Origin of the sequence: Methylobacterium sp. E-046 (assembly GCF_022829625.1) — a bacterium.
GTDB classification, from domain to species: domain Bacteria; phylum Pseudomonadota; class Alphaproteobacteria; order Rhizobiales; family Beijerinckiaceae; genus Methylobacterium; species Methylobacterium longum.
Window position 1 is genome coordinate 14,676 of sequence record NZ_JAKSYP010000225.1, and the last position, 24,576, is coordinate 39,251.

Below are 24,576 nucleotides of genomic sequence, written 5' to 3' on the forward strand. Positions count from 1 at the left end.
ATCAGAAGGCCTTGTAGACGAACTCAGGGGCTTTGTTGAGGATCGCCGAGACGAAAACCACCGCGAGGATCACGCCGGCGCAGCGTGAGACCGTCCAGGCGTCTCGGTACCGCGTTTCCAGGCCGGAAAGGGCGTTGAACTCCATCGCCGCGACCGGGGCCAGAACGGTGTCAACGGCCGCGAAACAGAGGGTCAGCGCGCCGAGCGAGACGAGCAAACCGGATAGACCCAGACGGCCGGCGAGGCCAAACAACTGGCCGATCTCCGGCGTCCACAGGCAGGTCAGGGCCAGGGTGAAGAACGCGAAGGTCAGGCCCTTGCACAATTGGATGTAGACCGGCCGCTTCTGAAGGCTCTTGTAGCCGGGTTTACCCAGAGCCCGGGGCATGGCGATCTGCCAGAGCTTGTTGGCGCAGGCGCCGAACGCCATCAGCACGCCGTACACCACGAAGACCGCCGTCGAACCGTGCCAGATTCCCATCACGAGGAACGTGATGAAGAAGGCGAACAGGCCGATCGCCGCCGAATGTTTCGGATCGGGCAGGCGCTGCATGGTCGTCAGCATGATCGGCGTGAAGAGATACGTCTTGAACCATTGCGACATGGTCATGTGCCACCGCTGCCAGAACTCCAGGAAGCTCTTGGCCGAGAACGGGCGGTTGAAGTTTTCGGGCAACTTGAATTGCAGAAGACCGCCAATTCCGATGACGATATCCATGTAACCCGAGAAATTATAGTAAAGATATCCCGTATAGGCGGCAGCGCTGACGGTGTACAGGGAGACGGTCTTGAACCAGGGCAGCCCGTGGGCCGATCCGCCGAACTGCACGCTGAAGTTCTGGAACAGGTAATCGAAGGCCGCCGCCACGATGGCGAGCTTGAAATATCCGGTGGCGATCCGGGACAGCGCGCGAAGGACCTCGCCCTCGGTGATCGGGGCCGGCGGCTTCTCGTACTCGCTCTTGAACGAGGTCCAGGTCTGCACGGGACCCGACAGGAAGGTGGTGAACCCGCAGGTATAGGCGAGATAGGCGGCTGGGCTCGGCTTGCCGTCGATATCCTGGTTGGAGAGGTCGACGATCAGGCTGATGATCCGGAAGAGCACGTAGGAGAGGCCCACGGTGGCGTAGATGAAGGGCAGGCCGACCGCGGTGAGGAAGAAGAACTGCTTGAGGTAGAGGAAGCTGCCGATCATCAGGCAGACCGCGGCCGCCACGTAGACTCGGCTCGGCGTCGCGCTCATGCCGACGATGAGGACATAGCCGAGGCCGAGGAAGGCGACGAGCGGCAGGGCCGACTTGATGTCGAGCATGTACGTGCTGATGAAGTAGGCCGACGCAATCAGCAGCACCCACTGCCGCGCCGTCACACTCCGCGTCGCCTGGTAGGCAAGCACCGTCACCAGAGTGAAGGCGATGAAATGAAGCGAGACGAAATTCATCCTGCGGGATCCGGTCAAGCCACGGGCGGCGGCGCATGGGACGGCCGCGGTCGAAGACGTACCGTCCGCCGGGCGGGAGCGCACGCGGCGGACGGTACAGCGAAGTCGGTCGTCTGAAGCGTCCCTGCGATCTGCGGATCGCTGAGCATGCCCTAGACGGGCACGCCCGTGCGGATGACCGTCATCCGCGGCCTGGGAGCTTCATGGTCGGCCGCGAGCGTCCAGAGCGTGCTCCCCTCGGGTCCCGCACCGTCGGGAGCGAAGCCGAGCTTGCCGTAGTGATCGCGCACCATGTCGTTGCGGCCGGAGGGCCGCCACTCACCGACGAGCCTCCGCACGCCGGCGGCTCGCGCGTGATGCAAGATTTCCTGCAGCACCATATGCTCCACCTGCCGCCCCAGGACGCGGCAGCTCATGAGCCACGTTTCGATCCGCCAAGTGTCGTCCCCTTCCGCGCGGCAGATGATGACGCTGATCATCCCGTTGTCGCCGAACTTGTCCTTCAGGCGGACCTGTAGGGTGAAGGCCCGGGGATCGACCTCCAGCTGGGCCACCTCACTCTCTGTATAACGCCGCGTCGTCAGGTTGTATTGATTGCTCTTGTTGATGAGCTGGGCGATCCGGCTCCGGCCGGTCTCGTCGAACCGATCGAAATGGATCTCCATCTCCAGGGAGGCGAGGTAATCCTCCATGTTGATGGCGTCGCTCTTGAGGGCGAGCCGCTGCGCATTCGCCTTGTAGGCTTCGGACCGACCCTTGTCCTCCTGCAGGAACGCGACAGCCTCGAACGCCCCCGTCGCGAGCATCCGACGCGCGTAGTCGGAGGGATCGCTCGACAGTTCCGGCACGAGGACCTGCGGCAGCGCCTGCCGGATCTGGTCCCGCTCGACGGGGTTGTCGTCCATGAAGACGAGCGCATCCAGACCGATATTCAGCTCCTCCGCGATCGCGGCGATATTCGATGCCTTGTCCCGCCAATTCGCCTGGAACGCGACGATGTGCTTCTCGCGCACCAGCATCTCCGGATGGGTCCGGAAGGGCTCCCGGGCCACGTCGTCGGTGTTCTTGGAGCTCACCGCCAGCAGGATCCCGCGCTTGTGCAGCTCGAGGGCGGCCTGCTGGAGGGCCAAGTGCGCCTCACCGGTCGCGTCCCCCTGGCGCATGTTGATCCCGGCCATGCCGTCATCGCCGATTACGCCTCCCCACATCGTGTTGTCGAGGTCGAGGATGAGGCACTTCCGGGATTTGCCGCGCAGCGCGCCTAGAAGGCTGCCGAGTCTATCCGCATAGAGAGGTACGCAGTCGTACGAGAAGGCAAGCTTGGCGACGTTCCATTCCTGTGGGGAAAACCAGTTGCCGGTTCCCACCACCGCCGCGAGTCGGGCCACGTCGAACAGGGCATTCCCGTCGCGCTGGGCCAATTCGACGATGCGCTCGTTGACCCGGTGGATGATCCAATCCAGCGTCCCGGGCACGGAGCGGTCGAGGCTTCCGAAAACCGCTTCCGGGGGGCTCGCCAGGGTCTGGAGGATGCAGAAGGCGCCGCCGTGCTGACGCACTGCGCCGCAGATGGCGGCGTAGAGCTGCGCACAATCCTCCACGATCTGCTCCGCGCGCTCCGGCTCACCCGGCACGGTCGAGATCGGGAGGCTGCGATGGTCGAGCGCGATCAGGACGGCATCGGGTCGCGACACGTTGATGCCGGAGCCACTGTCGAGCGCATCCTGGAGCGCGCTCTCGTAATGGCCCGCGACCACCTGCAGGGCGATCCCGTGCCGCGCCGCACTCGCGACCATCGGCGGCAGCAGGAGATCGGTCGTACCCGTTCCGATGAGACCGAGCTTGAACGGCGATAGCGGCGTGAGCGTCACGCCGGTCGCGATCAGTCCCGTGATGACCCCGCCCAGAACCCGCAGCTTGTTGTTGTCCAATCTGGCACTGGCGAGCGCGTAGACGTCCCGCCCGGACGCATCAGCGTCGGCGGCCAACACTCGACAGCGCTGACGGAAATCCTCCGGCGCGTCCGGCAACCAATCGAGGGTCTCGAAAATGTTGGTTTGCATTCGGCCTCTCGCTCATCACCCTTTCGTTTGCAGAAACCCGCTCGACTTGACGATCCCGACGGAGTTTGAGGCCGCAGAGATCAGCTAACCTTAGGGCAAAGCAAATACCTACAATAATATTGAAGGCTGTTCCCTGGGCCTAGAGTTCAATAAGTGTCATTAGAATCAGAGTAAATTATCCATGCCGGGAAGACAACCCTAGGCATTCTGCTTAGCTTACAAGCAGCCGATCTAAATCGCGCCGCCGACGAGCCGGGTGGTTAACGCGTCGAGACGCCATGATGCAGGTTATTGAAACTGCTGATTTCTCCACGCCTCTCGACCCTGAACCTGCCGATGGTCACGCTCGGCCGTCTCGGCTTTTCGGAGAGAAGCGGAATGGTTGAGACGTCGCCAGCGCGAAGGTATTGCGTCGTCATCAAGATCGGGAGCGGATCGAAGCGATTGCGGGGTGCCGGCCATTCCCCGGCCGACCGAGGGGTGCGAGCGTAACCGCATTATTGATATGCCTGTATTGCATCCGTGTGATATCGACCGGTCCCATCTTGACCGATAAGGCGACACCTGGGACTCAGAATTTTCCGTGATCGCGAGCCAATGTCCCGCAACCACCATGCCGTCCGTCCCTCGGCCCGCGGGGAAGGTCCGTCGACCACAGCATGCGGACCCGCATGCACCGTGCCGGCGCCTCTGAGATCGGGGCCGCTCTCATGCCTCCGGCACGCTCGACGGCGCGACTTCGCGTGACGGAGCGGCCGTTGCCGGAAGAAATCGACGTGGTGCCCAGTGCCAGATAGCCGACGATACTACCCCACCCTCGATCTCATTCGGGGCATCGCCGCCTTTTTCGTTCTGGTCTATCACGTCCAGCATTGGCTGCTGGGTCCCGGCTATGCTGTCAATGCAGGCCTCGCGGTCGATCTATTTTTCTGCCTGAGCGGCTTCGTGCTGGCCAGCGCGTACGCGGACCGCTTCGCCGCCGGGATGACGTTGCCGGACTTCATGATCAGCCGACTGATCCGGCTTATGCCCCTGGTGGTCGTAGCGACGGTCATCAGCGGGTCGTACATCTGGGCCCGGACGCTTCAGGGTCGGGACGCAACCTTCGGTGCCGAACTGGTCACCGCCATCACGCTCAACCTGATCAGCGTCCCGTTCTTCGGCGCGTCCCCCGCCATCGGCGGTCCGCAGCTATTCCCGCTCAACGGACCGCAATACACGATCTGGCTCGAACTCTTCGCCAACCTCGCCTGGTACCTGACGAGCCGCCTCCGCTGGCGCGGCCTGAACTACGTCGTCGCGGGCGTCTCCCTGGCCTATCTCGCCCTGTTCGGGATCGGCGGCGACACGGCCGGCACCTTCTGGCTTGGACTGCCGCGCGTGCTCTACTCCTTCTACGCGGGCGTGATCCTGTTCACCCTGACCGAGCATAGAGGGACTGTCGAGCTCGCGGCGTTCGGCAAGGCGGTCTTCCGGGCGTGCTTCGCCCTCATGGTGGTCACCTTCGCTCTACCTCTGCCATACCTGATGCCGTGGCCCCTGGAACTCGCCTGGATCGCGCTGCTCTCACCGGCGCTGGTGGTCACGGCGGCACGGGTCCGCATCACCGGACGGACCTTCCTGATCGCGACCTGGCTGGGAGCGATCTCGTATCCGATTTATATCCTCCATTATCCGATCTTCTGCTGGATGAACGGCGCCTATCAAATCGTCTTCAAGACGACGAACTTCATGGCGGAAGCAGCCATTCTCCTGATCGTGCTGCCGCTGGCGAGCATGATGGCCTTGAGGATCTTCGACGAGCCGGTTCGTGCCGTCACGACAGCTTGGTGGCGGCGGTTGCGTCCGCTACCCGGCACGCCGACACGGTTGGGCGCCTAGGGCTTCGCGCGAGAGGTTGAGACCGGTACCGGGGCCGAGCGGGATGATCAGACAAACCGCCCACGGGCTCGCCTTAGGCGCGCCCGATGAGTCGCATCGCACCCCGATGCAGATGTCGCCGTCCCACGGGAGATCACTGAACCGCCTCCAAATTCGACCGGCCCGACCCAGATGGAGCGGGACAGTTGCGTCGGCCGTGCACCCGCCTCGGCTCTCCGCCGGCCGAGTACGGCGCGGCGAGCCTGCTGAGAAGCCAATGCTATCGCACGATCAACGGCTTGGCATTTCCAGGCATCCCAGAGGCGACTTGAGAGCAGTGTCGTGATGGCGCAAACACCCCGGAGTGAAGAATTCTACACCATCATTCAAGATGCCATGGGTTCCGTGGGTGATTGTGCGATTGCTGAACGCAATGAGATCTACCAATATGCTCGTCAGATCGTTCTGAATTTCGAGGACCCGCACGATACAAGTGTGGTGCACCGCCGGAGCCAGGACATCAAAGAGCTCGAACAGGCTATTGTTTGCGTGGAAACCGAGTATGTCGCCAACCGCGCGCCAAAGCTTCAACCGCACCGGCCTATCCCCCTCGCACCCGAACTGGTGATGGATGGCGGCCTTGTGCCGAATCCCGATCTCGATATCGTTCCCGCTACCCAGCCGCACGAGCGGACGACCCTGTTCCTGAGGAACATCGGGTCCGGCGGAACGGTGAGCATCGTCAAGATCCTCATCCAACTCGCGCTTCTTCCGCTCATGGCGCATCTGCTGGGCCCGAAGGAGTTCGGCGTCTACGCCCTTGCCGTCCCCGTGGTGGCGTTCCTGGCCGCGATCGCTGACGGCGGCGTGGGCCTATCCCTCGCCCGGGACCGGACGAACGCGCCGGAGGTCTGGTCGACGGCCTTCTGGGTGCTGATGGGATTCGGACTGGTGCTGTCCGTGGTCGTGATCGCCTCCGGGTATTTGCTGTCGCTGGCCTCGTCCGAGCCGCAGCTCAACACGCTCATGTTTATCCTGGCGATGAGCTTCCCGTTCTTCAGCCTCGCGGTGCTGCCCGTCGCCCGCCTGACGCGAAGCGGAAATCTCGTCGCCTGCGCCATCGCCGACTTCACCGCCACGGTGGCCGGCGCGGCCTGCGCCGTGACGCTCGGCGTGATGGGCTTCGGGGCCAAGAGCCTGGCGTTCCAATTTCTGACCGTCTACATCGTCCGCGCCATCATCCTGAATCTGTACGCCTTCGAGCGGCCGGCGGCGATATTTCGGCCCTCGGCGATGCTGAGCCATCTGTCCTCGGGCGGGATCCTGATGGGCGGGCGGGTCGCCGACCTCGCGTGCCGCTCGGGGGAAAGCGTGCTGTTCGGCAACGCCTTCGGCGCAGGGGTCCTCGGCGCCTACAACTTCGCCAATCAAGTTCCGCGCTTCCTGTTCGAGGCGTTCAGCAATCCGACCTGGTCAGCCCTCTACGCGCAGACCCTCAGCGAGCAGCACGAACGACTGCTGCAGATCTACTACAAGGTCTGCCGCCTCATGGCGTTCGTCACGTTCCCGACCGCGGCCGTCCTGACGGCCGCCAGTCCGGAGATCCTGGCGCAGGCCCTCGGCCCGACATGGGCGCAAGCCGGGGTCTTTCTGCAAATCCTCGCCCCGGGCTACGCGCTCAGCACCACGGCCTCGATGGGGACCGCGCTGCTGCTGGCCCTCAACGCCAACTTGACCTTCTTCCTGACGACCGTGCTGCTCGGCCTCGGCCGCGTGGCAGCGGTGGCGACCGGCCATTTCCTGCCGGCCTGGGAATCCGTGTGGCTGGTGACCATATCCAACGTGCTCTACGCCGTGGTCGTCTGCGGCTTCGTCGTGCGCGTCGCCGATGCGCGCCTCCTCACGATCGGCAAGGAAATGGCTGGATCCTTCGTCGCGGCGCTCATCAGCGGAATCGTCTGCTGGAGTGTCCTGCATGTGGCCGGTAACGGTCTCGTGGTGCTCTGCGGCGCCATTCTCGCGGCGGCCATCGCCTACTTCGCGGCCATGTTCGCGATCGAGGGCAAGAACCTCAGGAGCGAGTTCACGTTCCTGAGATCCTCGATGGCCGGGATGATCAAGAAGGATCGTTGAGGCCGCCCGGCGTGGCGATCATGCGCCGCGTGAACCGATAATAAAACATATCAGCGGGAGAGGTGCCGGAGGCATTCGGTCCATGGACGGGACATGCCTTCAGCGCTCGACAAATCCGGTCACCGGCCCGCTGCATGAGTCCGCGAATGGCTCTACGTACCGGGTCGAGACCGTCCAACGGTCTTCGGCTTCGTTCATCATTCCGAAGCCATTTTCGCCGAGGTCTTGACTATGCCGAGTCATCCAGCTCCTTCAGGCGAGCGAAGCGCTTTGTTGATCGACCCCTCGGTGGTCGGTCAGTCGCATCTCCTGGTCAACACCGGGATCGCGCGCCTCGCCGTCTCGCGGCATGAGCGCGTGACCCTGATCGCCGAGGCGACGCACTGCGACGCGCTCAAGCAGTATCTCGGACCGGACATCAGCGCTCAGATTACCTTTGTTCCCTGGCACCGCAGGTCCGAGATCAGGAAGACGATTCGGCAGGTAATCGCAGGCAGGCAATTCGACCAAATCATTTTTACGAATGTCGAATATCTGTTGTTCGCCTATATGGTCATTTTCCATTGGAGAGCGAGCAGGAAACCGATCCTTTGGATGCTGCACAGCCACTTCGTGAACGCGGTCGGGCCGAAGAAGGCGTGGCGCATCAAGACCCTGATGAAGTGGTACCTGCTCTTTCGAACTTCGGAGCGGGTCAAATTCGTCGTCTTGGGGAGCAGGATCCGCGCCAACATCGAGGCTATGATCGGCTCCCTCGCCAGACCGGGCAGCATCATCTCCATCATCCACCCGGTGGGCATCGCGCCGCTGACGGAAGACAGGCGCAGCGCCGCCGTTTCCGCATCTCGGACACCGCGGGTCCTCTTCATCCCCGGCTGGCACGCCCTCCTGCCCGGAAACCAGGAACTCCTGAGCAACCTTGAACGCATCGCTCCGGAGGCTCGCCGCTTCGAGGTCGTCGTGCTCGCGAACAAGTTCGAAGGAGCCAACAACAAGAAGACGTTCCTGATGGAGTACACGGATCGCCTCAACCAGATCGCCCAGGCGGAATTTTTCCTGCATCTTCCGAGCGATCCCTACCGGCTGCAGGCGAGCGGAGCCATGATGGACATGCTCCTCACCGGCACGCCCATGATCGGGCTGAGGACGGATTTCGGCGAAGAACTGACCGGCATCATCGGGGATTTCGGGTACTTCTTCGATGACCGGGAGGGCCTGCTGCATTTCCTCCGCTCCGCCGAACTCGATCTCGCCGAGGTCCACCGGTTCCAAGCCAATCTGGCGGCGGGCTACGAGAAGATCGTCGCGCTCAGTCAAGCCCAGTTCGATGCGGTGATCGCGTCCTGAACGCCCATCCCGATCCCGTCGCGGGAGAGCCGGGGGCGATGATCCCCGCCACGCCCGGGAAGGCCCGCGGTCGTCGTGAGCCAGCCATCCGCCGCCCGCGTTCGAGCCGGGCGCTCCGGAGCCCCCCTTGCGATGCGCCGAAGCGCCCCGCCGCCGCCACAACCGCCCTCGCGGCAAATCGCGACCGCAAATTCAGTTTCAGCGTCGGAGAATGCCGCCAGCCCCGCACCCAGGCAGGGCTGATTGCAGACCCGCCGCGGGCAATAGGGTGGGCTATAGGGATGTGTCACCTTATTGCCCCAACCCTGCACATTCCGACGTCGCGGACGGCTGCGACCGAGCCAAAGGGCCAAATTTGAGCTAAGCGTGACGGTGGGGCGGGCTTGATCGGATACCAACGGAACGCCGCACCTTGGCCGTTTTCGTTTCGGAGATCCGGCTCCAAAGAGACCGCAAGGGCTTGTTCATCGTGACACTGCGTCCACAAGCGAGTTGCCTGAGGTTCCGCCGAGTCGGGATGGTTTCCGCGCTCGCGATCTTGGCGGCGACTCCGTCCGCGGCCGAGACCTTGGAGAGCGCGCTCGCGAAGGCCTACCAAGGCAATCCGTCGCTCAACGCGAGCCGCGCCGGCGTGCGCGCCATCGACGAGAACGTCGCCATCGCCCAATCCGGGTATCGCCCCCAGGTCAACGTGGGCGCCGCGATCGGCGTCCAGTACCTCCAGACCCGGTCCGCGAGCGCGGTGACGAACGTTGCCGGATCCACCGCCGCGGGCGGGACGACGTCCGGCACCGGCGCCGCTCTGGGCGGGGGAACGGCCGGGGCGGGGGCGAGCCTCGGAACGTCGACAGGGATCGGCACCGCGGCAGGCACGACCGGCCTCGGAACGAACGGCTCGTTCGCCACGGGCGGTGCCGGCCAGACCGCGGTCGGCGGTGCGGGCTCGGTCGGGGGGGCGTCCCCGGAGATTGCCTCCCAGACCATCACGTCGAGCCGGACGATCCGGACGACCTACCTTCCGAGCAGCGCCAGCCTGACGGTCTCGCAGACGCTCTTCAACGGCTTTCAGACCGACAACCTGACCCGACGCGCCGAATCGACCGTCTATAGCCAGCGCGAGACGCTCCGCTACACGGAGCTCACGGTCCTCTACAACGCCGTTCAGGCGTACATGAACGTGCTCAGCAACACGGCGACGCTGGAGCTGAACCGCAACAACGTCGAGGTGCTCGAAGAGCAGCTCCGGCAGACGCGCGACCGCTTCAACGTCGGCGAGGTCACGCGCACGGACGTCGCCCAGGCCGAGGCGCGCCTCGCCGGCGCACGTTCGCAGGTCAGCGTCGCCGAGTCCGCCCTGCGCACCAGCATCGGCGTCTACCGCCAGAACATCGGCGTCGAGCCGCGTCAGCTGGCGCCGGGCCGGCCGCTGGATCGGTTCGTACCGGCGAGCCTCGACGCGGCCATCGCCGTCGGGTTGCGCGAGCATCCGCAGATCGTGTCGGCCATCCACGCCGTGGATGCCGCCGAAGCGCAGGTGAAGGTGCTCGAGGGCCAGCTGGCCCCGAGCGTGAGCCTGCAGGGCTCCCTCAGTCAGCTCTATGACCAGAACGGCCCGAACTCGAGCTTCTTCATCGGTTTCGTCGGCGGCCGGCTCAACATCCCGATCTACGAGGGCGGTCAGACCTACGCGCAGATCCGGCAGGCCAAGGAGACGGTCGGCCAGACCCGCATCCAGGTCGATCAGGTCCGCGATCAGGTCCGCGCGCAGGTCGTGGATTTCTGGGGCCGGCTCGAGGCCGCCAAGGCGCAGGTCATCGCCGCCCAGGCTCAGGTCCAGGCCAACGAGGTCGCGCTCAACGGCGTGCGCGAGGAAGCGCGCGTCGGCCAGCGCACCACCCTCGACGTGCTCAACGCGCAGCAGGAACTCCTCACCTCGCGCGTGAACCTGATCGTCGCCCAGCGGGACCGGGTGATCTATTCCTACGGTGTCGTGCAGGCCATTGGTCAGCTGACGGCGCGCTTCACGGCCCTGCCGGTCGAGTACTACAGCGCCAAGGTGCACTACGATCAGGTCAAGGACCTGTGGTTCGGCCTGCGCACGCCGGACGGGCGCTGAGGTCTTTTCCACGGGGAGTGTGGTGCGGGCGCGCTTGCCGCAACGAAACGGCATGGAATACTGATTGAACAGCGACCCGTTCGGGTCGCATTCCAGTCTCCCACGTCCGAGTGCGCCTGCCGATGAGTGCAGCAAGCCCCAAGATCCCGGATTCGAAGTTCCAGGATAAGGCTGCCGACAAGGCGCACGAGCCTTCGATGGAGGAGATCCTCGCCTCGATCCGGCGGATCATCGCCGACGATCAGGCCACGAAGCCGGCTGAAACGGTCGCGCCCGAACCCGAGGATGTCCTCGATCTCGCCGAGGTCGCCGAGCCGGTGATGCGGCCCCGCGTCGTAGCGCCTGAGCCCGAGCCGGCCGTGCTCGATTTCGACGCGATCGACTTCGACGATCCCATTCCCGTGGCGCGGGAGCCTGAGCCTGAGCCCGAGCCGATCCCGGAACCGCCGGCGCCGCCGAGCCCGCCGCCGCAGCCGCTCTTTCAGGCCCCACAGCCCGAGCCGGACGCCCTCGTCTCTCCGGCTACCGACGCCAGCGTCAGCGGTGCGTTCAACCTGCTGGCCCACACGGTGCTGACGCAGAATGCCCGCACGCTGGAGGATCTCGTCAAGGAGATGCTCCGGCCGATGCTGAAATCCTGGCTCGACGACAACCTGCCGGCCGTGGTCGAGCGCCTCGTGCGCGCCGAGATCGAGCGGGTCTCGCGCGGCCGCTGAGCCGGCGGGCTGGATACGGCGGCCGCGGGTCGCCGTCCGCGTGTTGACGGGAGCGGCGCGACGGTCGAAAGCGGGGCCAACCCCGTTTGGACAAGCGCCGGCCCGTATCCGCGATGATGGACAAGACCTTCGAACCCGCCTCCGTCGAGGCGCGGATCTCCGCCGCCTGGGCCGAGGCGGACGCCTTCCGCGCCGGCCAGCCCGAGCGCGCCGGAGCTCCGCCGTACTGCATCGTGATCCCGCCACCGAACGTGACGGGCTCGCTGCATATGGGCCACGCCCTCAACAACACCCTGCAGGACATCCTCTGCCGCTTCGAGCGCATGCGCGGCAAGGATGTGCTCTGGCAGCCCGGGACCGACCATGCCGGCATCGCCACCCAGATGGTGGTCGAGCGGCGGATGATGGAGCGCCAGGAGCCCGGCCGCCGCGAGATCGGCCGCGCGGCCTTCGTCGAGAAGGTCTGGGCTTGGAAGGCCGAATCGGGCGGCGCGATCGTCAACCAGCTGAAGCGGCTGGGCGCCTCCTGCGACTGGTCCCGCGAGCGCTTCACCATGGACGAGGGCCTGAGCCGCGCCGTCCTCAAGACCTTCGTCGATCTGCACCGGCAGGGCCTGATCTACCGCGACAAGCGGCTGGTGAACTGGGATCCGAAGTTCCAGACCGCGATCTCGGATCTGGAGGTTCAGCAGATCGAGACGAGGGGCCATCTCTGGCACTTCGACTACCCGGTGGTGGACGCGGAAGGCGCCGAGACCGGCGAGATCATCACGGTGGCGACCACCCGCCCCGAGACGATGCTGGGCGATACCGGCGTGGCGGTCCATCCCGAGGACGAGCGCTACACGGCGCTCGTCGGCAAGAGGGTGCGCCTGCCGCTGGTCGGCCGGTTGATCCCGATCGTGGCCGACGCATACTCGGACCCCGAGAAGGGCACCGGCGCGGTCAAGATCACGCCGGCGCACGACTTCAACGATTTCGACGTCGGCCGCCGGCAGGGGCTCGGCCTGATCAACGTCCTCGATCCCGAGGGCCGGATGCTGCTCGAGGGCAACGCCGACTTCCTCGACGGAACGTCCCCGGAGCCCGAGGCCCTGGCGCTCCACGGCCTCGACCGGGCGCAGGCCCGCAAGGAGGTCGTCGCGCTGATGGAGGCGCGCGGGCGCCTGCGCGCGACCGAGCCGAACACCCACGCGGTCCCGCACGGTGACCGTTCGGGCGTGGTCATCGAGCCGTACCTGACCGACCAGTGGTACGTGAACGTCAAGCCCCTGGCGGAGCGCGCCCTCCAGGCGGTGCGCGACGGACAGACCAAGTTCGTCCCCGAGAACTACCAGAAGATCTTCTTCCAGTGGCTCACCAACATCGAGCCGTGGTGCATCTCGCGCCAGCTCTGGTGGGGCCACCAGATCCCGGTCTGGTACGACGCCGAGGGCGGCATCTTCGTCGCCGAGAGTGAGGCTGCGGCCTCTGCCGCGGCAGAGGCGAAGCATGGCCGGCCGGTGCCTCTGACCCGCGACGAGGATGTCCTCGATACGTGGTTCTCCTCGGCCCTCTGGCCGTTCTCGACCCTCGGCTGGCCGGATTCGACCCCGGAACTCACCCGGTTCTACCCGACCAGTACCCTGGTGACCGGCAAGGACATCCTGTTCTTCTGGGTCGCCCGGATGATGATGATGGGCCTGCACCTCACCGACCAGGCGCCCTTCGACACGGTCTACCTGCACACCCTGGTGCGGGACGCGTCGGGTGCCAAGATGTCGAAGTCGAAGGGCAACGTCGTCGATCCGCTGGAGCTGATCGATCAGGTCGGCGCCGACGCCCTGCGCTTCACCCTCTGCGCGCTTGCCGTCCAGGGCCGCGACATCAAGCTGTCCGCCGACCGGGTCCAGAGCTACCGCAACTTCGCGACCAAGCTCTGGAACGCCGCCCGATTCGCGGAACTCAACGGTTGCCGCCTCGACCCCGCCTTCGACCCGCGTTCGGTCACCGGGGCGATCAATGGCTGGGCGCTGACCGAGGCCGCCCGGGCGGTCGACGAGGTGACCGCCGCGCTGGAGGCCTTCCGCTTCAACGACGCGGCGGGCGCCGCCTACCGCTTCGTCTGGAACATCTTCTGCGACTGGTATCTCGAGCTCGCCAAGCCCGTGCTCCAAGGTGAGGGTGTCGAGCCCGCCATCAGGACGGAAACGCAGGCGACCGTGGCGTTCCTGATCGACCAGGTCGCCAAGCTGCTGCACCCGTTCATGCCCTTCCTCACCGAGGAGCTGTGGGCGATCAAGGGGGCGGGGCTGGCGGAGCGCGGCCTCCTGACCCTCGCCGCTTGGCCGGATCTGGCGGGCCTCGCCGATGCCGCCGCCGAGGCCGAGGTCGGGTTCGTGGTCGAGCTGGTCAGCCAAGTCCGCTCGGCGCGGTCGGAGACGAACGTCCCCGCCGCCGCGCAGATCCCGCTGGTGCTGGTCGGGGCAAGCCCCGATGTCCGGGCGCGGGTCGAGGCTTGGCGGGACACGCTTCTGCGCCTGGCCCGGCTGTCGGAGATCGACTTCGCGGAGACGCCGCCGAAGAACTCGGTTCAGCTGCTGGTGCGCGGCAGCGTCGCCGCCCTGCCGCTGGAAGGCGTGGTCGATCTCGCCGCCGAGGTCGCGCGTCTGAAGAAGGAGCAGGGCAAGGCACAGGGCGAGATCAAGAAGATCGACGCCAAGCTCGGCAACGCCGACTTCGTCGCCCGCGCGCCGGAGGAGATCATCGAGGAGAACCGCGAGCGGCGCGAGAGCGAGACGGTGCGCCTCGCGAAACTCGAGGAGGCCCTGGCCCGGCTGAGCGGCACCTGAGCGCGGGATCGGCTCAGGACCTCCAATTCTTGGTCCCGTCCTGAGGTGCTGCGCAGCCGCCGGAAGGTGCGATCCGAACGTCGCCGGGCGATCGGGTATCCCCCCTTTCGCGGCCGGGTCATCTCCGATTGCCCGGCGCGTCGCGATGCGGGGGTGCGTCGATGCGCGATCGTATCGTCCGATCAGGATCGGTCGAGCGGGCTTCCGGCTTCGAGTCCGCCGGGGTCTCGCACATCAATGCGGAGCACGCGCTCCATGGCCAGGGGACGGGCTTTGCGGGTGTCGACCTGCCGGTATCGACGGAAGAGCTGGCTGGCTCCCGCAGCCGGGCGCGACCGGCGCGTGCCGAGGCTCCCGGTGAAGGGATTGGGTGCGTTCGCACTGCCGTACGAGCCGGACCTGGCCGAACTTCCGAAGCCGTCGTACCCGCGCTCACGCGGAGGCGAGGAATAATCGGGCGGCACGTCGATCCCGGTCTGGTTGCGGTATCCAGGCTTCAGGGGCTTGACCGTCCGGATGGCGAGATCATCGTCCAGGCGGCGCCTGTCGATCTCGCGGACGGAGAGGGACTTGTTCTGCGAGCCCTTCGGTTTCGCCCCCTCGGTCACGGAAGGCTTCGCGTCGAAGTAGCTGCGGTAATCGGAATCGATCCCGGCCGCCACGATCCCCACGGTCGATCCCAGGAGCATGGCCGTCGCGAACAGGATCCGCGTCATGGCGCCCGCCGCATCGGCCACCGCCACATCGTGCCGGTCCGCTGCTGACGATAGGCCGGCGGATCACGCCAGATTCTGACGTGGCTCCGCCCCAGCGCATGTGACGGGCGGCACGGGCTACGAAGGTTTCCACACCGAGCGGCCGATCTTGGATGCGGCTCAAACCCACTCCGGAGGCCGCGCGCGGTGAGTCGGCCAGGGCCTCCGGCCGGCCACCTGTCCGATCCGTAATGTGACCGCCACGCCGGGGTCAGGGGCCATCCCCTAGACAGATCCCATCAACCGCCGCGTGAGCCGGCATCGTCCAGATCAGTCCCGAGAGGTTTCAGACCCCCATGACCGAGACCCGTCCCTCAGTCCGCACCTCGCGCCGCGCCCTCGCTTCCGTGGCCGCCGCCGCGCTGATCGCCGGCGGTGCCCTCGGCAGCGGCTACCTGCCGGCCGCCACCCCGGCCTACGCCCAGGCCCTGCCCAAGACCCCCATCGAGGCTCCCGAGCATCCGCCGGGCTCGTTCGCCGGCATCGTCAACAAGGTGAAGCCGGGCGTCGTCTCGGTGAAGGTGAAGCTCGACGATTCGGCGAGCAGCAACGGCGACGACGAGGACGGACCGAGCCAGGGCCGCAACCTCCAGAATGTGCCGCCGCAGCTGCGCGAATTCTTCCGCCGCTTCGGCCAGAACGGTCCCAACGGGATGCAGCCCCAGCGTCAGGGCCCGCGCGGCGCGGTCGGCTCCGGCTTCATCATCTCGGCCGACGGCTACGTGGTGACCAACAACCACGTGGTCGATCACGCCAAGACCGTGCAGGTGACGCTCGACGACGGCCGCACCCTCGACGCGAAGGTGATCGGCAAGGATTCGAAGACCGACGTCGCCCTGCTGAAGATCAACGAGGGCTCGAACTTCCCCTACGTGCAGTTCGGCAAGGCCGCGCCGCAGGTCGGCGACTGGGTGGTGGCGATCGGCAACCCGTTCGGCCTCGGCGGCACGGTGACCGCCGGCATCGTCTCGGCCCGCGGTCGCGACATCGGCGCCGGCCCCTACGACGACTTCCTGCAGATCGACGCTCCGATCAACAAGGGCAACTCGGGAGGCCCGACCTTCAACGTCAACGGCGAGGTGGTCGGCGTGAACACCGCCATCGCGTCCCCGTCGGGCGGCAGCGTCGGCTTGGCCTTCGCGATTCCCGCCGAGACCGTTCAGGCGGTGGTCGAGCAGCTCCGCACCGACGGCAAGGTGGCCCGCGGCTACCTGGGCGTCCAGATCCAGCCGGTGACGCAGGACATCGCCGAGGGCCTCGGCCTCGACAAGGCCAAGGGTGCCCTGGTCGACCATGCCGAGAACGGAACCCCGGCGGCCAAGGCCGGCCTGAAGGCCGGCGACGTGATCGAGAAGGTCAATGGCGACACGGTGGACAGCGCCCGGGAACTCTCGCGCAAGATCGCCGGCATGAAGCCCGGCGCCAAGGTCGAGCTGAGCTACCTGCGCGGCGGCAAGGCCGATACCGCCACGGTGACGCTGGGCGCGATGCCCACGGACGGCACCAAGGTGGCGAGCCGCGACGACGACGCCTCGGGTAACGGCCAGCCACGGCTCGGCCTGCAGCTCGCGCCGGCCTCCGAGGTCGGACTGTCGGACCAGGGCGTTGCCGTGGTTCAGGTCGACCCCGACGGGCCGGCCGCCGCCAAGGGCATCGAGGCGGGCGACGTGATCCTCGACGTCGGCGGGCAGAGCGTGTCCCGGCCGGGAGATGTCGCGACGCAGATCCGAGCCGCCGAATCGAGCGGGCGCAAGGCCGTGCTGATGCGGGTCAAGAGCGGCAAGGGTCAGACGCGCTTCGTGGCGGTGTCGCTGAGCAAGAACGCCGGCTGAGGCCGGTTCTCCCGGCGCGGGCCCCGTTCCCGCGCCGTCTCGTGGTGACCCTCGACTGGCGCCGGCCGAACAGGCCGGCGCATTTTCGTATGTTCGAACCGACCGCCCGTGCGGGCGAAGCGGGACGGTCCTCGATGGGGCTTCAGCGCTCCGGCGCTGGGATGCCCAACCCCGGTCCGAGCCGGCTCCGGCAGCGTCCCAGCGCCGCGAAGGCCGCGTTCGAATCCCGGGCGAGCCGCATGAGGTCGCCCAGCCGCGCCCGGCCGCGGGCGAAGGCGAAGAACACGGCGGCGATATCGGGCTCGCCGTCTGCGGTGAGCGCCTCGGCCGCGAAGGCCGGCAGCGCCTGCCCGGCCGGATCGCAGATCACCCGTAGCGCCGCGAAGGGCAGGCCGTGCCGGCCCGCGAAGGACGCGGCCACGTGGGATTCCATATCCACGGCCGCCGCGCCCGTCGCAGCCCGCAGCTCCGTCTTGCCCTCCACGGCGAGGATGGCCGTATCGACGCCGGCCAGATCCGCCGGGATCACGCGGGGGCCCACACCGGACAGGATGTTGAGGAGCGCGGCCGACAAGTCGAGATCGGCGGCGCGCCGCCCATCCTCGCCGACGACGCCAGTGCCCACGACGACGTCACCGGGCTTGAGCGATGGATCGAGGCCGCCGGCGATCCCGAAGCTGATCACCGCCCGGCAGGCGGGCGGCACGCGAGCATCCAGGAGTTGTCGGAGCCGGTGCGGATTACCGCCGGCTCCCACCGCCTCGACCCCCTCCCCGGCCGCCATGCGGCGCTCGCGGGCAAGCCCGGTGACGGCGAGGACGGGCGCGGCGGGATCGATCATGGCGCGCTGGTGAACCAGTCCGGCGAGGTCGGCAAGCAGGCGCGAGCGCCGCGGCGCGGCCGCGGATCGATCCGGCACGGGGTGGGGATCGCCCGGTCCCGCGGGATCATCGTCAGAGGAGGCCAAGTCTCGGATACCGGGGCTCGCGGGTCGGTCGTCGGGACACTCGAACGCGCTGGGATCCGGCGAAGCAGAGCCGGCCCTGAGGCCGGCCCGCAGCGTCACATGCCGAACTGGACGCGCCGGCTGTTGGTCCGCTTGAGGTTGCGGAAACGCGCCATCGCCCACAGCGGGAAGAACTTCGGGTAGCCATGATACCGCAGATAGAACACCCGCGGGAAGCCCGTGGCGGTATAGCGCTCCTCCTTCCAGAACCCGTCCGCGCCCTGCGTGCGGGTGAGGAAGTTGATGCCCCGGGTCACGGCCGGATCGTCAACGGCCCCCGCCGCCATCAGCGCGAGCAGCGCCCAGGCCGTCTGCGAGGCCGTGGAGGAACCGGCCTCGAAGGCGGGATCAATCTTGTACGAATTGGCGTCCTCGCCCCAGCCGCCGTCCGGGTTCTGGATGCGGATCAGCCAGGACACGGCACGCTGGATGCGCGGATCCGCGGGATCCACACCGGCGGCGTTGAGGGCGCAGAGCACCGACCACGTTCCGTAGATGAAGTTCATCCCCCAGCGGCCGTACCAGGAGCCGTCCTCCTCCTGGTCGTTCAGGAGGTAGTTCACGCCGCGGTCCAGCGCCCGGGAGGTCTCGCGGGTCTCGCCGAGCTGGGCCAGCATGCCGACCACGCGGGCAGTCACGTCCGCGGTGGGCGGATCGAGCAGCGCGCCGTGATCCGAGAACGGGATGTGGTTGAGATACATGTGGTTGTTGTCGGCGTCGAACGCCGCCCAACCGCCATCCTCGGACTGCAGCCCCTCGACCCACTCGCGGGCGCGGGCGATCGAGGCCTTGTAGTCCGGCATGCCGGCGACGAGCCCGTGCTGGTGCATGGCCCGGTCCATGGCCATCACCACCACGGCGGTGTCGTCGAGGTCGGGATAATGGGCATTCGCGTACTGGAACGCCCAGCCGCCCGGCCGGACCTTCGGCTTGCGCGCCGCCCAGTCGCCCACGATGTCGAGCACCTGCCGGGGCTTCAGCCAGTCGAGCCCAGCGCGGGCCTGGGCCTCGGCCTCGGGGCTGCCGGCCTCCAGCAGCGCGTGGCTGGCGAGGGCCGTGTCCCACACCGGCGACACGCAGGGCTGGACGTAGGCTTCCCCGGCCTTCTCGACCACCAGCTTCTCGATGGCATCGCAGGCGACGCGGACCTGCGGGTGATCGGGCCGGTAGCCCATCACCTCGTACATCAGCACCGAGTTGACCATGGCGGGGAAGATCGCCCCCAACCCGTCCTCGCCGTTCAACCGCTCGCTCACCCAGGCGCGCGCCTTCTCCATGGCACGCTGCCGGCTCTTGCGCGGCAGATGGTTCTCCACCCGTTGCAGCATCCGGTCGATGAACCCGAAGATCGGCGTCCACGGCCACGTGGCATGGGGGGAGCCCGGCCAGGAGCGGACGCTCTCGGGCGGCGTCACGAACAGTTCCTGCACGCCGATGCCGCGCAGGTTGCGGGCCCGCGGCTTGGTTGCCTGGAGCACGAACAGCGGCACGACGGTGGTGCGGGCCCAGTAGCTGATCTTGTCGAGGTGGAACGGGAACCACTTCGGCAGGAACATCACCTCCACGGGCATCACCGGCACGGCGCGCCACGGCACCTCACCGTAGAGGGCCAGCATGAAGCGGGTGAAGACGTTGGCGTTGGCCGCACCGCCGCGGGACAGGATGCCCTCGCGCGCCCGGCGCATGTGCGGGGCCTCGATGTCGTCGCCGATCATCTTGAGGGCGAAATACGCCTTGACCGTGCAGCTCATGTCGAACGGCCCCTCGTGGACGAGGGCCCAGCCGCCGTGCCGGCCCTGGGTACGCCGGAGGTAGTTGCCGATCTTGGCCTCGAGGTCGCCGGGGACCGAGGTGCCGCGGAAATGGTGGAATAGGATGTACTCGGACGGGATCGTCGCATCCGCCTCGAGCTCGAAGCAGATGTGCCCGTCGTCATGCGACAGGTCGATCAGCGCGCGCGTCGCCTGCATCACGCCGCGCTCGACGTCGTCGAGCGAGATCCCCTGCGTCTTCGAGCGCTGCAGCGCCTCGACTTTGCTTACGGCCTCTCTCATAGTCCTCGCCTCGAACGACCGCCTCGCGGCGGACGCCATGCCTCAAGCTGCGCCGCGCATCCGGGTTCCGGCGCGCGCGGCAGGTCCCGCGCGCAGAGAGCGCGCGGCCGTCTGGCCCGAACGGATCGCTCCCTCGATCGTCGACGGCAGGCCGGTCGCGGTCCAATCGCCTGCCAGGACGAGATTGTCGTAGGCGGTTTCGGCCTTCGGGCGCCGCGCGGCTTCCGCCGGTGTCGCCGCAAAGGTCGCACGCTTCTCCTTTACGATCTGCCAGCTGGGCAGGTCGGGTGCAAGGTTGCAGAGCTCGGCGATCTCCGCCCATATCTGTCGCGCGAGGTCTTCCCGCGGCACCTCGAGGAGCCTGTCGGCCCCACTGATCGTGACCGAATATCGGTCGGGATAGGCGAAAAGCCACTCCGTCAGGCTGTTGACGACGCCGAGAACGAGCGGGCTGCCCGGCTTCGGCACCAGCGCGAAATGGGCGTTGACGATGGATCGGAATTCCATCGGAGCGTGGAGACCGGGCAACACCTCGCGGGCAACCCACGGCGGCAGCGCCAGCACGATGCTGTCCTCCGGGCCGAGGCTCTCGGGACCGTCCGAGAACACCAGCCGCCCGACGCGTCCGTCCGCGAGGTCGAGGCTGCGCAGGCGCCGTCCGAGGCGGATCTCGCAGCCGCGGGTCGTCAGAAAGCGAATCGCCGGATCGACGAAGGCGTAGGACAGCCCCTCGACGGCGACGAGGGGCCGGCAGGCCTTCCCGCCGGCACCCAGGGTCTCGCGCAGGATCCGTGCCGCCAGCCCGACATCGCTGTCGCGCGGCTCGGTATTGAGGGCGGCCAGCAGCACCGGGTGCCAGAGGCGCCGGTAAAGCGCGCCCTCGCAGGCCATATGCGCGCCGATCGTGCCGCCCGCCCCTTCCGCCTTGCCGGCGGCGGCCCGGAGGATGCCGAGCGGCGCGAGGTAGTCCAGGGCCTTCGTGCCTGGAACGCGGCGGGCCGGGCTCATCACCCACCAGGGCAGCCGCCCCGCGTTGGGCCGCAGGCGCCAGCGCTCGCCGGTCTTGAGGTCGGCGAAGTCGAACTCGACGGCGTCCGGCCCGACCAGGGCGTCGTCGGGTGCGCCGATGGTCCTGAGGAAGCCCAGCGCGTCGGCATTGCCCGAGAGGAGCAGGTGATTGCCGTTGTCGATGGTCAGGCCGAGGGCCGAATCATAGTACGAGCGGCAGCGGCCGCCCGCCTGCTTGGCCGCCTCGTGCAGAACCACACGGGCTCCGGAATCCGCGAGTGCGACGGCCGCGGAGAGGCCGGCCAGGCCGGCGCCGACGACGTGGACGGTTTTCATCAGAGCAAGCCGTGACGGAGGACGACGCCCAGCAGCGCGAGCTTGCCGGGCTTCACCCGGGCGCGGGGCATCGCCCAGCCGCGTGCCAGCACCGACTTCAGGTAGAGGTGATAGGCCGCCGCCATCAGCCGGGCGGCCTTGGTCGCCTTGCGGGGGCTGCGCCGGATGATCTGCCAGGTCGCCTGATAATGGTCCTCGGCCTCCCGGGCGAGGGAGGCGCAGACCTCGCCGATGCGGGGGTGGCTGATGGCCTCGACCGGCGTGGGATCGGCGAGGCCGATCGCCTGAAGCTTCTCGCGGGGGAGGTAGAGGCGGCCGCGCTCGGCGTCCTCATCGATGTCGCGGAGGATGTTGGTGAGCTGGAGCGCCCGGCCCTGGTGCCAGGCGAGCCGGATGCCGTCCGCCTCCGGCATGCCGAAGATCCGTACCGACAGCCGCCCGACCGCGCTGGCGACCCGGTCGCAGTAGAGGTCGAGGGTCTCGGCATCGGGGGCGACGATGTCCTCGACGGCGTCCATGGCCATGCCGTCGATGACCGCCTGGAAATCCTCGCGCTTGAGGCCGAAGCGGCGCACGGGCTCCACGAGGTCGCGCACCCGCGGCGCGGGGCGGCCGGCATAGAGGGCGTCGATGTCAGCCCGCCAGCGGTCGAGTTCGACCTGCCGGACGGCCCGGGTACCGCCGTCGTCGGCGACGTCGTCCACGGCGCGGCAGAAGGCGTAGACGGCGTACATCGCCTCCCGCCGCTCCTTCGGCAGCAGGCGCATGGCCGTGTAGAACGAGGAGCCGGCGGCGGGCAGCGCCGGGGCTGCGCTCTCCGGGGTCGAGGCGGGAGTCGCGGTGGCGCTCACGAGCGGATTCCTTGGGTCGCAGCCCGGACCGTCCGCCCGCGGAAGGGCCGGCGTGCCAGGGTGGCGGCGACGCCGCCGAGCGCCGTCAGGGCAAAGGCGGCCTTGCCATGATGGACCTTCTCCGAGAGCGGATCGCGCTCCAGCAGACCGCGGCTCAGCACCACGGCGAGGCGGTGGATCGCGGCGATCTCGAGGGACAGGCGCAGGTCGTCGATCAGGTCCGGCAGCACAGCGCCCTCGTCGAGGAGGTCGAGGCATTTCTGCCCCAGCTCGCGGATCACCGCCCGGAGCTGCGGCGGCGCCTGGGTCTCGCCCAGCATCGCCACGGTGGCGCCGTGCCGGTCGAGGCAATCCTGCGGGATGTACACCCGGTCGAGGGCCGCAAAGTCCTTGCCGCAATCCTGGAGGTGGTTGATCACCTGCAGGGCCGCGCAGATCGCGTCGGAGGGTCCGTAGACCCGGGCCGGATCCTCGCCGTGCACGTCGAGGACGAAGCGTCCCACCGGCATGGCCGAGTAGCGGCAATAATGGATCAGCTCGTCCCAGTTCGCGTAGCGGCTCTTGCGCGCGTCCATCCGGAAGGCGTCGAGCAATTCCAGCGCGTGGCGCGGCGGCAGGGCGCGGGCGGCGAGCTCGCGCTTCAGCGGCTCCGCCTCCGGGTCGGAGGGGCCGGCACCGGTCAGCGAATCGGCCAGCCGATCGAGGAGTTCGATCTTGCGCTCGGGCGCCAGCGTGGCGTGGTCGGCCACGTCGTCGCCGGCGCGGACGAAGTTGTAGAACGCCAGGATCGCGCCGCGGTGGCGCGGGTGGATCAGGTGCGAGGCGACCGGGAAATTCTCGTCGCGATGCCCCTTGCCGGAGCGCGTCGCGGTGGCGGATTCGAGGGTGCTCATGCGAGGTACCCCGCCTGCCGGAACCACGTGATCGCGTCGGACAACCCCTCGCGATAAGGCCGGGCCGTGTAGCCGAGCTCGGCCCGGGCCTTCCGGTCGGAGAAGAACATCCGGTAGCGCGACATGCGGATCCCGTCGATCGTCGCGAAGGGCTGCCGGCCGGTGACCCGCGCGGCGAGCTGCGCGAAGAACGCCACCGGGTAGACGGCGGCCCGCGGCAGGCTCACGGTCGGCGGCTTACGCCCGACCATGCCGGCGATGTCGGCGAGCATCTGCGACAGGAACACGTCCTCGCCGCCGAGGATGTAGCGCTCACCGATCTGCCCCTTAGAGAGCGCCAAGAGGTGGCCGTGGGCCACGTCGTCTACGTGGGCGAGGTTGAGGCCGGTATCGACGAAGGCCGGCATCTTGCCGAGCGCCGCCTCCTGGATGATGCGACCGGTGGGCGTCGGCTTGACATCGCGGGGGCCGATCGGCGTCGAGGGATTGACGATCACCGCCTGCAGCCCGTCGCGGGCGACCATCTCCTCGACCACCCGCTCGGCCACGACCTTGCTGCGCTTGTAGGCGCCGATCGCGGTCTCGGGCGTCAGCGGCATAGTCTCGTCGGAGGGGGTCACCCCATCGGCCGGCGGTCGGATCGTCGCGACGCTCGACGTGTAGACGACCCGCTCAACCCCGGCCTCCAGGGCCGCGCGCATCATCAGGCGCGTGCCGTCACGGTTGGTGCGGACGATCTCCTCCATGTCCGGTGCCCAGAGCCGATAATCGGCCGCGGCATGGATCAGGTAGCGCTGGCCGCGCATGGCCGCCGCCACCGCGGCCGGATCGCGCATGTCGCCCTCGGCGATCTCAACGTCGGTCCAAGTGAGGTTCCGGCGCGGGCTCGATGCGCGCACGAGGATGCGCACCGGGAAGCCGGCCCGGCGGAACACGTCGACCAGGGCGGAACCGAGGAAGCCGCTCGCGCCGGTGATCAGCACGGGGCCGACCTCGAGGGAGCCGGCGGTTTTGGCCTCTGCCATCAGGGATCTGGAGGGTTACCGAAAACCAGCGCGGCCGGGGATCCCCAGCCGCGCCGCGCTTGTGTCATCGAACCGCCCAGGCGGCAAGCGACGCGGCGGAATGCCCCCGTCGCGTGGCGGGCGCCGGATCTCAGGCCAGCCGCAGGCGCGAGCGGCTTTCCTTCCGGTCCGGCAGTGCGGTGAGGGCGGTTTTGACGATGCTGTCGGCGTCGAGGCCGGCCTCGGCGTACATCTTCTCGGGGCTGTCGTGATCCTGGTAGGCGTCCGGCAGCGTCATCGTCCGCACCCGCACGCGCCCCGCATCCAGCG

Annotated in this window: 16 protein-coding genes; 7 read left to right on the forward strand and 9 right to left on the reverse strand. The window is 67.7% G+C overall.

What is annotated here, in order from left to right:
* Position 1 precedes the first annotated feature (1 nt).
* A complete protein-coding gene (locus tag MKK82_RS24165) occupies positions 2-1,441 on the reverse strand; it encodes an MBOAT family O-acyltransferase (protein WP_238291758.1) in 1,440 nt (479 codons plus the stop codon).
* Positions 1,442-1,593: 152 nt separating this feature from the next.
* Positions 1,594-3,504: an HAD-IIIC family phosphatase gene (locus tag MKK82_RS24170; protein ID WP_243987086.1), complete on the reverse strand. Its 1,911-nt coding sequence runs from the start codon at positions 3,502-3,504 to the stop codon at positions 1,594-1,596.
* Between the two features lie 786 nt (positions 3,505-4,290).
* Here MKK82_RS24170 and MKK82_RS24175 point away from each other — a divergent pair.
* From MKK82_RS24175 to MKK82_RS24200, 6 genes are all read left to right on the forward strand, one after another.
* Positions 4,291-5,385: an acyltransferase family protein gene (locus MKK82_RS24175; protein WP_238291754.1), complete on the forward strand. Its 1,095-nt coding sequence runs from the start codon at positions 4,291-4,293 to the stop codon at positions 5,383-5,385.
* Positions 5,386-5,709: 324 nt separating this feature from the next.
* Positions 5,710-7,497 carry an oligosaccharide flippase family protein gene (locus MKK82_RS24180; RefSeq protein WP_243987087.1) on the forward strand — a complete coding sequence of 596 codons (1,788 nt, stop codon included), beginning with the start codon at positions 5,710-5,712 and terminating at the stop codon, positions 7,495-7,497.
* A gap of 273 nt (positions 7,498-7,770) precedes the next feature.
* Positions 7,771-8,844 carry a hypothetical protein gene (locus tag MKK82_RS24185; RefSeq protein ID WP_243987089.1) on the forward strand — a complete coding sequence of 358 codons (1,074 nt, stop codon included), beginning with the start codon at positions 7,771-7,773 and terminating at the stop codon, positions 8,842-8,844.
* Between the two features lie 517 nt (positions 8,845-9,361).
* Positions 9,362-10,960 carry a TolC family outer membrane protein gene (locus tag MKK82_RS24190; RefSeq protein WP_238291746.1) on the forward strand — a complete coding sequence of 533 codons (1,599 nt, stop codon included), beginning with the start codon at positions 9,362-9,364 and terminating at the stop codon, positions 10,958-10,960.
* Positions 10,961-11,082: 122 nt separating this feature from the next.
* Positions 11,083-11,676, forward strand: coding sequence for a PopZ family protein (locus MKK82_RS24195; protein ID WP_238291744.1), 594 nt, complete (start codon positions 11,083-11,085; stop codon positions 11,674-11,676).
* 113 nt (positions 11,677-11,789) lie between these two features.
* Positions 11,790-14,507, forward strand: a complete 2,718-nt coding sequence (locus MKK82_RS24200; RefSeq protein ID WP_238291742.1) for a valine--tRNA ligase — start codon at positions 11,790-11,792, stop codon at positions 14,505-14,507.
* A 182-nt stretch (positions 14,508-14,689) separates the two neighbouring features.
* Here MKK82_RS24200 and MKK82_RS24205 read toward each other — a convergent pair whose 3' ends face one another.
* The gene (locus tag MKK82_RS24205) at positions 14,690-15,244 is read right to left on the reverse strand and encodes a hypothetical protein (RefSeq protein ID WP_238291740.1); all 555 of its coding nucleotides are present in this window, start codon (positions 15,242-15,244) and stop codon (positions 14,690-14,692) included.
* A gap of 314 nt (positions 15,245-15,558) precedes the next feature.
* Here MKK82_RS24205 and MKK82_RS24210 point away from each other — a divergent pair, with 314 nt between their 5' ends.
* Entirely contained in the window at positions 15,559-17,094 is a 1,536-nt protein-coding gene (locus MKK82_RS24210) for a Do family serine endopeptidase (RefSeq protein ID WP_238291738.1), read from the forward strand.
* A gap of 142 nt (positions 17,095-17,236) precedes the next feature.
* Here the strand turns inward: MKK82_RS24210 and MKK82_RS24215 are convergent, their stop codons facing one another.
* From MKK82_RS24215 to hpnA, 6 genes are all read right to left on the reverse strand, one after another.
* Positions 17,237-17,935 carry a phosphorylase gene (locus MKK82_RS24215; RefSeq protein ID WP_279603258.1) on the reverse strand — a complete coding sequence of 233 codons (699 nt, stop codon included), beginning with the start codon at positions 17,933-17,935 and terminating at the stop codon, positions 17,237-17,239.
* A 221-nt stretch (positions 17,936-18,156) separates the two neighbouring features.
* Positions 18,157-20,154, reverse strand: coding sequence for a squalene--hopene cyclase (shc, locus tag MKK82_RS24220; protein ID WP_243987091.1), 1,998 nt, complete (start codon positions 20,152-20,154; stop codon positions 18,157-18,159).
* A gap of 42 nt (positions 20,155-20,196) precedes the next feature.
* Positions 20,197-21,498, reverse strand: a complete 1,302-nt coding sequence (gene hpnE, locus MKK82_RS24225; RefSeq protein WP_243987092.1) for a hydroxysqualene dehydroxylase HpnE — start codon at positions 21,496-21,498, stop codon at positions 20,197-20,199.
* Entirely contained in the window at positions 21,498-22,349 is an 852-nt protein-coding gene (hpnD, locus tag MKK82_RS24230; RefSeq protein ID WP_243987093.1) for a presqualene diphosphate synthase HpnD, read from the reverse strand. Before hpnD ends, hpnE begins: the two co-directional genes overlap by 1 nt.
* The gene (gene hpnC / locus MKK82_RS24235; protein ID WP_238291728.1) at positions 22,346-23,242 is read right to left on the reverse strand and encodes a squalene synthase HpnC; all 897 of its coding nucleotides are present in this window, start codon (positions 23,240-23,242) and stop codon (positions 22,346-22,348) included. Before hpnC ends, hpnD begins: the two co-directional genes overlap by 4 nt.
* Positions 23,239-24,267, reverse strand: coding sequence for a hopanoid-associated sugar epimerase (gene hpnA, locus MKK82_RS24240; RefSeq protein ID WP_238291726.1), 1,029 nt, complete (start codon positions 24,265-24,267; stop codon positions 23,239-23,241). The genes hpnC and hpnA overlap by 4 nt, the downstream gene beginning before the upstream one ends.
* Positions 24,268-24,576: the final 309 nt, after the last annotated feature.